We start from the raw sequence: 11,203 nt of genomic DNA, 5'->3' as shown, positions 1-11,203 counted from the left end.
GCGTATCCGAAATAGTTTTTATTATGGCGATAGCCCCGCTTCTTACACCTGACAATCAAATCAAAGGATTGGCGATAAGTGTAATTATAGGCGGCCTTGCCCAGTTGGTTATTCAATGGCCGCAAATAAGAAATATGGGCTGGCATCTCCGTTGGAAATTAAATTTCAATCATCCGGGACTTAAACGAATAGGCTTGTTGATGATTCCTGCGTTGATAGGTCTTTCAGTTGACCAGATAAACGCTTTTGTGGATACAATTTGCGCTTCATTTCTTCAGCAAGGGTCAATTACAGCTTTGTATTATTCTAACAGGGTTATGCAGCTTCCTTTGGCAATTTTCGGGATAGCATTTTCAAGCGTGGCGCTTCCTGCAATGTCTAAGGCGGTGGCGGAAAGCAACATTTCAGCGTTAAAGGAAACATTCAATTTTGCCGTCAGGTTTGTTATTTTTATTTTGATACCGTCTGCTATAGGGCTTATGGTGATAGGTTTTCCTATAATTCATGTGTTGTTTGAAAGAGGCCAGTTTGACCGTCACGCGACACTTCTTACCAATTCAGCGTTGTTTTATTACTCACTCGGGCTTCCTGCTTATGCTATAGCAAAAATTGTTGCCAGCGCCTTCTATTCTCATCAAGAAACAAAAACGCCGGTAAAAATTGCCGCGATAGCTATGATTATTAACGCAATTCTTTGCATTATATTGATGAGGTTTATGGGAGTCGGAGGTTTGGCGCTCGCATCGGCAGTTGCCTCGTATTTTAACGCTTGCGCTTTAATCGTTCTTTTAAGACGCAAGATCGGCCTTTTGGGAATCACAAGGATAGTAAAAACGGCTGCAAAAACTTTAATAGCCGGGATAATTATGGCGATAGTTTCCTATTTAATAGCATTTCATCTTTTCGTTAACAAACCTTTGTTAGGCCTAGTCCTTGCTTTGGCAGGCGGGATAGGAGTATATTTTCTTATGGCGATAATATTGAATATGGAAGAACGCAAACCTTTACTCAACTTTTTTAAAAATGATGGAAGAGAATATTTGGAAGAATAAAATCAGTTCAATGCCTGCCTCGCCCGGCGTCTATCTTATGAAAGATGCCGGAGGAAAAATAATATATATCGGCAAGGCAAATAATATAAAAAAAAGAATAGCTTCATATTTTCGGCACGATATAGAAAGCAAGACCGTAGCAATAATTAATTCACTCAGGCATATAGATTATATACTCGCCTCTTCCGAACGGGAAGCCCTAATTCTTGAACGACAGCTTATAAGGGAGTTCCAGCCCTATTTTAATTCTATGTGGCGGGACGATAAATCCTACCCATATCTAAAACTCACAAAAAAAGAAGATTTTCCTCAAGTAATACTATCCAGAAAAGTTATTAAGGACGGAAGCGAATATTTCGGCCCCTACCCTCATGTTCTGCAAATAAAAGTGCTGCTAAAGTGGCTTCAGAAAATATTTAAATTCAGGCCCTGCAAACTGGAATTTAGCTCAACATCACTTCCAAAAGAAGAAAAGGTAAAGTCCTGCCTGTATTATCAAACGGAAAAATGCCCGGCTCCGTGTCTTAAAAAAATAAGTTCTAAGGATTACAAAGAAAAAATAAAAGGCATTTCTTTATTTCTCAAAGGAAAATTTAGCCGGCTGGAAAAAAATTGGGAAAAAGAAATGGGTGAAGCAAGCAGAAATCTTGAATATGAAAAAGCTGCCGAGCTGAGAGACAGGATTACCGCAATTAAGACTTTGGGGGAAAGAGTGACTTTGAGAGAAATAAAGCCCGAGGATCTTCCCGATTCGCTTAAATTTACCGAAAAATTAAAAGAACTAAAGAATGTTTTAGATCTAAGCAGATGGCCTATAGTCATAGAAGGATTTGATATATCAAATATTTCAGGGGCGGAATCTGTTGGTTCAATGGTTCGTTTTCAAAATGGCCAGCCCGACAAAAATGAATATAGAAAATACAAAATAAAAACTGTTTCAGGAATCAATGATTTTGCAATGCTGAAAGAAGTTGTTTTAAGGCGGTATAGATATTTTAAAAGTCAAAATAAACAGTTTCCAGATTTAATTCTTGTGGATGGAGGCAAAGGTCAATTATCAATGGCCCAGGAAGTGTTGAAAGATCTTAAATTGAAAATTCCGGCAGTTTCTCTTGCCAAAAAGGAAGAAGAAATATTTGTGCCGGGAAAGAAAAATCCGATAAGATTGCCCAGCGATTCGCAGGCTTTGCAGTTACTGCAGTCAATTAGAGACGAGGCTCATAGATTTGCTCTTTCGTATCATCACCTGAGAAGAAAAAAAAGCCTTGGGATTTAGAAGCAGGTTGAGAAAACGACAGGTTTAGGTTTAGAACAACAGGTTGGGAGTAAAACAGATATAGGTTTAGAACAGAAGGTTAAGAGTGAAACAGGCTAAGGTTAAGAAAAGACAAGTTTTCTGCCTTTTTGCTTGATAAAACAATCATAAAATGATAAAACTTTTCTGAAAAAGATTAAGGAGAATACTATGAATATTATTAAAGAAGTGCTCAAAGTAATAGAAATTGAAAAAAAGACAATAGAAGATTTATCACGGCACATTGGCAAGGAATATAAAAAAACGGTTGAAATGATATTCAAGTGCAAAGGTAAAGTAATAGTTACCGGTATTGGAAAGTCAGGTCTAATAGCGCAGAAAATTGCCTCAACTTTTGTTTCAACAGGAACTCTCGCGGTTTATATGCACACGGCAGATGCAATGCATGGGGATCTGGGCATTGTTGAAAAAAAGGATATTGTCATTGCAATAGGAAAATCTGGTGAAAGCAATGAGCTTTTGGCTATTCTTCCGGTAATAAAAAAAATTGGCGCAAAAGTCATTTCAATTACTGCAAACTCAAGTTCTACTCTTTCAAAATATTCCGATGTCATCTTATATACCAAAATTGAAAAAGAAGCCTGCCCGTTAGACCTTGCCCCGACTTGTTCTACCACAGCAGCTTTAGTTGTTGGAGACGCTCTTGCAGTAGCCTTAATGAAAATGAGGCATTTTAAAAAGAAGGATTTTGCGCTTTATCACCCTGGAGGAAAACTTGGGAAAAGGCTTCTTCTTACGGTAGGGGATATTATGCGTTCCGGCGAGCGAAATCCAGTTATTAAAATCAACGATACGGTAAAAAATATGCTTTTTACCATTACGGAAAAAATGTCAGGCGCCGTTTCAGTAGTTGATAAGAACGGAAAATTAAAGGGATTAGTTGCAGACTATGACATAAGAAAAACGATAGAAAGAGGGGAAAATCTTTTCAAGAAAAAAATAAGCGAAATAATGAAGCCCGATCCTCTTTATATATTCCCTAACATAAAAGCTTCAAAAGCATTAGAAATTATGGAAAACAGGGATAAACCCATATCCCTTCTGCCTGTTGTAGATAAAAATAAAAAAGTAATAGGAATGCTCCACATCCACGATATTTTAGCTAAGGGACTCCAATAATATTCCCGTTAACAAATATGCGCTAAAGTCGTTCAATAAAGGGCCTATTCTAGGACTACTTTGAGCGTAATCCTGTTCATAAAAGTCTGAATTATGCGGAACTTTTTTTAAAAGCAAGTTTTTAAGAAAGGAGTTTATTTATGGATAAACCAAGAAAAAATATTTGGAAGCATGTAAATGTTGCGTTGTTAGTGTTGGCAGTTTTTGCTGTGCCCGCGTATGCTTACCTTGATCCCGGAATGGGCAGCTATATTTTCCAAATATTAATTGCTTCCGTGCTCGGATTATTATATTCAATAAAATTATTTTGGAAAAGCATAAAAAGTTACATATCAAAAATTATCATAAAGGTGAAAAAGAAGTCGGATGAATAACATACAGCGTGTTTTAAGCTCTTTCAGGGATCCAAGCGGGTTCGTTTTTCTCTGTGATAATGTAATATACAGGCAGATCAACTATATCTATAAAGAGAATTTTGAAACCTTAATGACAAGCGGATTATACAGTGAATTGGTTAAAAACGAATACATAGTTCCGCATGTTGAGGTAAGCAAAGAAAAATTGCCTGTACTGGATGACTATGCTTATAAAATAATAAAACCACAAACCATCCCTTTTATATCATATCCGTATGAATGGTGCTTTAGCCAGCTTAAAGATGCGGCGTTGCTGACTTTAAATGTTCATAAGACTGCTGTTAGATATAATATGGCATTGAAAGACTGCAGTGCTTATAACGTTAAGTTTCATAAAGGCAAACCCGTTTTTATTGATACATTATCGTTTGAAAAATATACTGAAGGCCCTCCATGGAAAGCTTATCGGCAGTTTTGCCAGCACTTTTTATCCCCTCTGGCGCTAATGTGCTTTTTGGATGAAAGATTAAACAAGTTATCAAGTGTATTTATTGACGGGATACCTGTTGAGCTTGCCCATAAAATCCTTCCATATCAATCTTATTTTAACATTCCGGTGTTTTTACATATACATATGCATTCACTGTTAGGGACAAAGCATTCTAAAAATATTATTGATGAAAAGTTAAACAAGAAAGTGAGCCGTCATTCGCACCTTGCCCTGATTGAAAGCCTGGAAACAGCCGTAAACAATCTGAATGTAAAAACGGTATCTTCTAATTGGTCAGAATACTATAACGAAAACAGCTACACAAAAAAAGGGTTAGAGCAAAAAACAGTTTTAGTTGGCGAGTATCTTGATAAGGTAAAGCCCGAAACCGTTTGGGATTTGGGAAGCAACGATGGGACGTTTAGCAGGTTGTGCGCAAAAAAAGGCATATATACCGTATCGGCAGACTCTGACTATGCTTGTGTAGAAAAAAATTACAGGGAGTGTAAAAGCACCGGAGAGAAAAACATCATTCCAATTGTAATGGATCTTGTCAATCCCAGCCCATCATTGGGTTGGAATAACAGCGAAAGGAAATCCTTGGCTGAACGCGGCTCATGCGATTTGGTGTTAGCGCTGGCTTTAATTCACCATCTGGCGATTTCCAACAACATCCCTTTTGAAAAAATAGCGCAGTTTTTAAATGAAATATGCAAGTACCTTGTAATAGAATTTGTCCCCAAGTCCGACCCTCAGGTCGAAAGACTTTTGAAAATACGGAAAGATATTTTTAGCTGTTATGACGCTGATAATTTTGAAAAATCTTTTCTGAACTATTTTAGTATAGAAGACAAGAAAAACATTCCTGATTCCGAGAGAGTTGTCTATCTGATGAAGAAGAGATGAAAAAACCCATTCCTTTTCACCCTCTGTTGTTTCTATTGTTTCCCCTGCTTACAGTATATTCCGCAAACATTAAGAATATTCCCGTGCTAATTATTATTTATTATGCTTCTGTTATAGTTTTACTTGCAGCGGCTTGTTTCGCCGTGATTTACGCGGTGCTTAAAAGCAAAAGGGAAGCTGCACTAATAGTGTCATTTATTTTTGCACTTGTGTTTCTCTACGGTACATTCTCTTCAGTAATTATGAAAGCGAATATCGGAGGATTCGTTTTTTCAAGAAATATTCACCGAGTGCCGGTTTATCTGCTGTTGTTTTCAATTATAGGGATATTGTTGTTTAGAGCAAGAAACCATATTAGTAGTTTAACCAAGCTGCTGAATTTTGTATCAATCATACTGATTATATTTCCCGTAGTTAATATAAGCGCTCATTATTTAGTTTCTGGAAAATCAACAACAAACAGTCAAATAAACAATAATAATACTGTTGCCAAACTTCGGGGTGATCTGCCCGATATATACTACATAATACCTGATGGATACGCCGGATACGATACTCTCAGGGAAATTTATGGATATGACAACGGGGAATTTATTGACTATCTAAGAAAAAAAGGGTTCTATGTGGCCATAAAAAGCAGGTCAAATTATCCAAGGACTGAATATTCTATACCTTCTTCTTTGGGGATGAATTATCATAACGAAAAAAAAATTATTGAAAATGCAGTAATGAGGACATTTGAAGCGAAAGGATATAAATACATTAGTTTATCAGACATGATGGAATCGGGGGATACAAATTTTAGTTTGAAAGATATGTTTACAAACGAGTTCTTTATAATAATTATCAGGACAACGATTATTGATGCGGTTGCACAAAGATTTAAACTGTATTCAAATTATGTAAGAAGAAATGTGCTAAGGTCTTTTGAAAAACTAAGCAAATCTGTTGAATTAGAAAGCCCGAAGTTTGTATTTGCGCACATAATGTCACCGCATCCTCCCTATGTTTTCGGTAAAAATGGTGAGAAAACGGAGGTCAAGATGATGGCGTTGAATGTTTATAAAACACCGTGGGATGATAACGAGGGATACAAAAATCAGCTGATATACATAAATAGCCGGCTGAAAGAAACGGTAGATACCATTTTAAGCAAGTCAAAAAAACGCCCGATAATTATTATTCAGGGTGACCATGGGCCTAATCTGGCCCTGAATAGCGAAAGTCGCATAAAAGCTTCAACAAGAATAATGAATGCTTACTATTTGCCTGCGGATATTCAGAAACATTTATATAGCTCCATAACCCCGGTAAATTCTTTCAGGGTTATCTTAAAATACTACTTTAACGACGGTAACGAATTACTGCCTGACCGCGTTTTCTATGCCCCTTTCGAGAGCACCAAATTTGAAGATGTAACCGAAACTTCCAGGCAATAACTGTAGTTAATAGTATGAAAACGAAACATTTGTAATTTTCTTTGTTTTTTAATTGTTGTTCCGGGCATACTAACTACCTAAAATGTTCCGGTGCCGCTTATTCTTCATAAGAGTGATCGGACTTGGCAAGGAACTATAGGCTGTTTATACGCCAGTAACCAGGACGATTAGGTCTATGCACAAGGAAAGTCGCGCAACAGTATAAAGAGTCTTGGCGTTACAGTTTAGATATATTGCTTTTTGTTGTTAGCGGTCTCAATGATTGAAGAAATAAGGCCAATTAAGGGCAATCTAGGAGAAAGTATTGTTGATAAAGAATACTAGATGCACCCTCTTGACAGCTTTAATCAATTTATATAAAATGTTCAAACATTGAACATAGCTTTTTGGGGGAAACTAAATTATGCCATCAAAAGTATCTGAAAAAGAATTTGCAGTAATTAATGAGATTTCCAATAACCACTTGCCGGACCAGCGTACAATCGCTAGCCGGGCCGGGATTTCTTTGGGTATGACAAACCTCATCATTAAGCGGCTTATCGGCAAAGGGTACATAAAAGTAAAACAACTTGATAAAAGAAAAATTCAATACCTTCTTACCCCAAAAGGCTTCGCAGAAAAGGCAAACAAATCTTATAACTTCACTCTAAAAACTATAAATCTTTTAACGTCCGTCCGCGCAAAAATCAAAGAACTTCTTGAAAACAAACATAATGGAGGGTGCACAGATTTCGTTATCTCAGGGTCCGGAGACCTTATCGATATAATTGAGTTTGCCTGTAAAAATCTTGCGTCAAAAGGCTTGAACTATTCAATCAGACATACGGTTTCTGACAAGGAAAATTCTACAACGATTGAATACAGCGAAAAGTCCGGCAAACGATCTGCGATCGATTTGATCCACTATTTATCCGAAACAGGCTTGTTTTATTGGTGATTTAGCAAAAATGATTATTAATTTGATTGATTCGGACGTAAAAATAATAAGAGATAAAAGCCGTTTAAGGCCTGAAAAAAGCAAAGTCAAAAGATTATTGGGGAGTAATGAAAAAATCAAAAAGCTAACTCCAGGGACTCAGAAAAAAACTCTGGATGAAGGCATTAAAGAAACTCTCCAGTGGTTTAAGTCTAATTTGCACAGATATAAGGCTGGTATATACAATGTTTAGGAAAGTATTTTTAGATGCACCCAATGTAAGTGCGATCGAAAAAGGATATTTAAATAAGGCAATCGATTCCCGCTTTGTTTCTGCAATCGGCCCTTTTGTAGGTTCTTTTGAAAAAAAATTTGCCGCATACCTTAAAACAAAACGGGCAGTTTCAGTCCAAAGCGGAACAGCAGCTCTATATATGGCATTGTATGAACTTGGCATCGGTAAAGGAGATGAAGTAATTGTTCCCGTTCTTACTTTTATTGCTACTGTAAATCCAATCATTCAGCTTGGCGCTCGGCCCGTTTTTGTTGATGTTGACAGAGAAACCTGGAATATCAGCCCTTCTGAACTAGTGAAAGCCATTACAAAGAGAACAAAAGCTATTATACCGGTTCATCTTTATGGTAACCCTTGTGACATGGGTTCCTTGAAAAGAATTGCGAAAGAACGCGGGCTTTATATTATTGAAGATGCAACCGAAAGCCTTGGAGCCGTTTATAGCGGCAAAATAACCGGCACGATAGGTGACCTTGGATGTTTTAGCTTTAACGGCAATAAGATTATCACAACCGGCGGCGGAGGTATGATTGCCGGTAACAAATTAAAAAGCCTTGAACATATTAAGTTCTTGGTAAATCAGGCTCGTGATGAATTGAGAGGATATTACCATCCTGAGATAGGGTTTAACTATAGGATGACTAATATAGAGGCGGCTCTCGGATTAGCTCAGATGACCAGGCTAAAATCCTTCCTTGAAAGGAAAAAAATGTATCATGATATTTATATTCAAGAACTTGGCGGAATTAATGAATTTACATTCCAAAAAGAGTATTCCTGCGCAAGGAGTTCATGGTGGTTTACATGCATATTGCTCAAAGATAAGTCGGTCGTTCCCAGCTTAATGAAGGGGCTAAATAAGAAAGGAATACCTTCAAGAAGAATATTTATGCCTCTTGTTGACCATCCGCCTTATAAAAATTTAAGTAAGGGAAAATTTGAAAACGCTCGTTTCGTGTACGAACACGGGCTCTGCCTTCCCAGTTCAACTCTTAATACAGCCGAAAACATCAGAAACACCTGCAAAATCCTAAAAAAGGAACTTTTAAGCCATGGAAAGAATTAGAAAAGTTTGACCGAACCTATATCAAAGGCAATGAATAAGAATCCTATTACGTTAAAAGAAGATTATAAAGTTGAAGAAGCCAAAGAACTTATGCTTAAGAAGCAAATTGAATGCATTCCGGTGTTGGGAAGCGGAAACAGGATTGTTTCAGCGATATGGTGGCACGATATATTTGATAAGAAGACAAAATCCAAAAAGAAGATTAATCTTCCCGTCGTCCTTATGGCAGGCGGAGAGGGGACAAGGCTTTCTCCGTTCACAAAAGTCCTGCCTAAACCACTTATGCTGATCGGCGAAAAGCCTATTTCCGAGATAATAATGGAAAGATTCTCCGAATATGATTGCCGTTTGTTTTACATGTCGGTTAATTATAAGTCCAACATAATTAAGGCCTATTTTGATGATTTTAAACACCCTTACAAGATTAATTATATTAATGAAAAAAAACCGCTTGGAACTGCCGGCTGCCTCAGTCTATTAAAGAATAAGATCAAAACCACCTTCTTTGTCAGCAACTGCGATATAGTAATTGAAGCAGATTTTTCGGATATTATCTCTTTCCATAAACAAAATAGGAACCAGATAACATTGGTGGGATCAATGAAGCACTACACTATCCCTTACGGTATCTGCAAAACCGGGAAAGACGGCAAACTTAACGTTATAGAAGAGAAACCCGAGTACGATTATCTTGTGAATACGGGGATGTATGTGCTGGAACCTTCTGTTTTCAAGTTTGTTCCAAATGGAAAGGCCTTTCACATGACCGACCTAATTAATTCCTGTATGACAACCGGGAAAAATGTCGGGGTTTATCCGATCTCGGAAAAATCATGGATTGATATTGGTCAGTTAGAAGAATTAAAAAATACGTTAAAAAGATTTTCGATGGACTAATAGGAAAAGAAAAAATGTATCTTTCTCCTGATTTTGATTTAACCTACAACGTTAATGAACCTCCGCTCTGCGAGATTGTGTCGCAATTGTTTTCGAGTTGCTTCAATATTGCGATTTTTCAAGATAAAAAGTATTTTTTCAAAAGAATTTTCTAAAAAATACGATATTTAGTTTTCAAAGGCCTCTTTTGAAACTAGTTGCGGCACAGACTCCAAGCTGTGGGGAGTTGTCAAGTTAATTTTAAAAATGGCCCGGACACAGGAGGTATATTTTGAAGGGTTTTATTACCAAAAGTTGGGATTCTTACTTGGAGTCATTCGATGCGGAGAACAGGGATATCTATTTTACGGAAAGATACACGAAGCTTTATGAGTCAAATGAGGCTTCCGCGGAAGCATTTGTATTTGAGGATGCGGATAGAGTCTATATATTTCCGTATATTAAAAGGGAAATATGTATAGCCGGAGGCGCTTATTTTGATTTTGAGACAGCATACGGTTACGGAGGGCCGCTTTCAAACTGCCAGAACAGGAGTTTTATTGAAGCCGCCTTCAAAGAGTTCTGCGAATTGGCGCTAAAGAATAATATTATTGCCGGTTTGATTCGATTCCACCCGTTAATAAAGAATCAGGCGTTAGTGGGTAAGGGCTGTGATGTTTTATTTGACAGGAAGACCGTAGCTATGGATCTTCGCAATAGCGAAGAAGAGTTATGGAATCATCATGTGCACAAAAACCACCGGAATTCCATAAGGAAGGCGGAGAAATCCGGTCTTCGATTTGTCGCTGATGAAAAGCTTCTGCACATGGACGAGTTCCTTGAAATCTATAACAAAACGTTGGATAATCTCAATAGCGAAGATTTTTACCGCTTCAACAATGACTATTATGAAAGAATAAAAAAATCGATGGGAAAAGACAGTTTTTTAGGCCTTGTATATCTCGAAGATAAAATTATTGCCGCAATTATTTATTTTCAGTACGGTGTTTATGGGCACGCACATCTTGGAGGAAGCCTGGCGGAATATTTAAATTGTTGTCCCAACAATTTTATGCTTTATAAAGCAGCCCTGTATCTGAAAAGCAGAGGCGTAAAATATTTCCATTTTGGAGGCGGAACAGACGGGTCTGAAGAAAACTCGCTGTATAAATACAAAAAAAGATTCTCTAAAAATGAATTTGACTTTTATATAGGCAAGATGGTGCTAAACGATGATGTCTATCGCAAGGCGTGTTCCGAGTGGGAGAACAGATTTCCTGAGAAGAAAGAAAGGTACAATAAATTCCTGCTCAAGTACCGGTATTAGGGTCTTATAGCTTAAACTTGCAATATTCCCCGCAGCAAGCTGCGGG

The 11,203-nt window shown here is 37.4% G+C and carries 11 protein-coding genes; all 11 read left to right on the top strand.

Features of this window, described 5'->3' with window-relative positions; all coding sequences use genetic code 11:
• Window positions 1–1,052, top strand: a 1,052-nt coding sequence (murJ, locus tag NT145_08430; GenBank protein MCX5782702.1) for a murein biosynthesis integral membrane protein MurJ, incomplete at its 5' end; no start/stop codon positions are given.
• Between the two features lie 37 nt (window positions 1,053–1,089).
• Window positions 1,090–2,328, top strand: coding sequence for an excinuclease ABC subunit UvrC (locus NT145_08425; protein MCX5782701.1), 1,239 nt, complete (start codon window positions 1,090–1,092; stop codon window positions 2,326–2,328).
• Window positions 2,329–2,517: 189 nt separating this feature from the next.
• Entirely contained in the window at window positions 2,518–3,486 is a 969-nt protein-coding gene (locus tag NT145_08420) for a KpsF/GutQ family sugar-phosphate isomerase (protein MCX5782700.1), read from the top strand.
• Window positions 3,487–3,626: 140 nt separating this feature from the next.
• The gene (locus NT145_08415) at window positions 3,627–3,860 is read left to right on the top strand and encodes a hypothetical protein (protein ID MCX5782699.1); all 234 of its coding nucleotides are present in this window, start codon (window positions 3,627–3,629) and stop codon (window positions 3,858–3,860) included.
• Entirely contained in the window at window positions 3,853–5,238 is a 1,386-nt protein-coding gene (locus NT145_08410; GenBank protein ID MCX5782698.1) for an SAM-dependent methyltransferase, read from the top strand. The genes NT145_08415 and NT145_08410 overlap by 8 nt, the downstream gene beginning before the upstream one ends.
• A complete protein-coding gene (locus NT145_08405; GenBank protein MCX5782697.1) occupies window positions 5,235–6,677 on the top strand; it encodes a hypothetical protein in 1,443 nt (480 codons plus the stop codon). The genes NT145_08410 and NT145_08405 overlap by 4 nt, the downstream gene beginning before the upstream one ends.
• A 403-nt stretch (window positions 6,678–7,080) precedes the next feature.
• Entirely contained in the window at window positions 7,081–7,614 is a 534-nt protein-coding gene (locus NT145_08400; protein ID MCX5782696.1) for a hypothetical protein, read from the top strand.
• A 10-nt stretch (window positions 7,615–7,624) separates the two neighbouring features.
• Complete coding sequence (locus NT145_08395; protein MCX5782695.1) at window positions 7,625–7,846, top strand: hypothetical protein; 222 nt, start codon at window positions 7,625–7,627, stop codon at window positions 7,844–7,846.
• Window positions 7,839–8,954 (top strand): DegT/DnrJ/EryC1/StrS family aminotransferase, encoded by a 1,116-nt coding sequence (locus NT145_08390; GenBank protein ID MCX5782694.1) that lies wholly within the window; start codon window positions 7,839–7,841, stop codon window positions 8,952–8,954. Before NT145_08395 ends, NT145_08390 begins: the two co-directional genes overlap by 8 nt.
• 30 nt (window positions 8,955–8,984) lie before the next feature.
• A complete protein-coding gene (locus NT145_08385) occupies window positions 8,985–9,851 on the top strand; it encodes a nucleotidyltransferase family protein (GenBank protein ID MCX5782693.1) in 867 nt (288 codons plus the stop codon).
• A 271-nt stretch (window positions 9,852–10,122) separates the two neighbouring features.
• Window positions 10,123–11,157, top strand: coding sequence for a GNAT family N-acetyltransferase (locus NT145_08380; protein MCX5782692.1), 1,035 nt, complete (start codon window positions 10,123–10,125; stop codon window positions 11,155–11,157).
• Window positions 11,158–11,203 lie beyond the last annotated feature (46 nt).

The organism is Elusimicrobiota bacterium (assembly GCA_026388075.1).
Lineage (GTDB): Bacteria > Elusimicrobiota > Endomicrobiia > Endomicrobiales > JAPLKN01 > JAPLKN01.
This window is presented reverse-complemented; position numbering and strand designations above follow the sequence as displayed.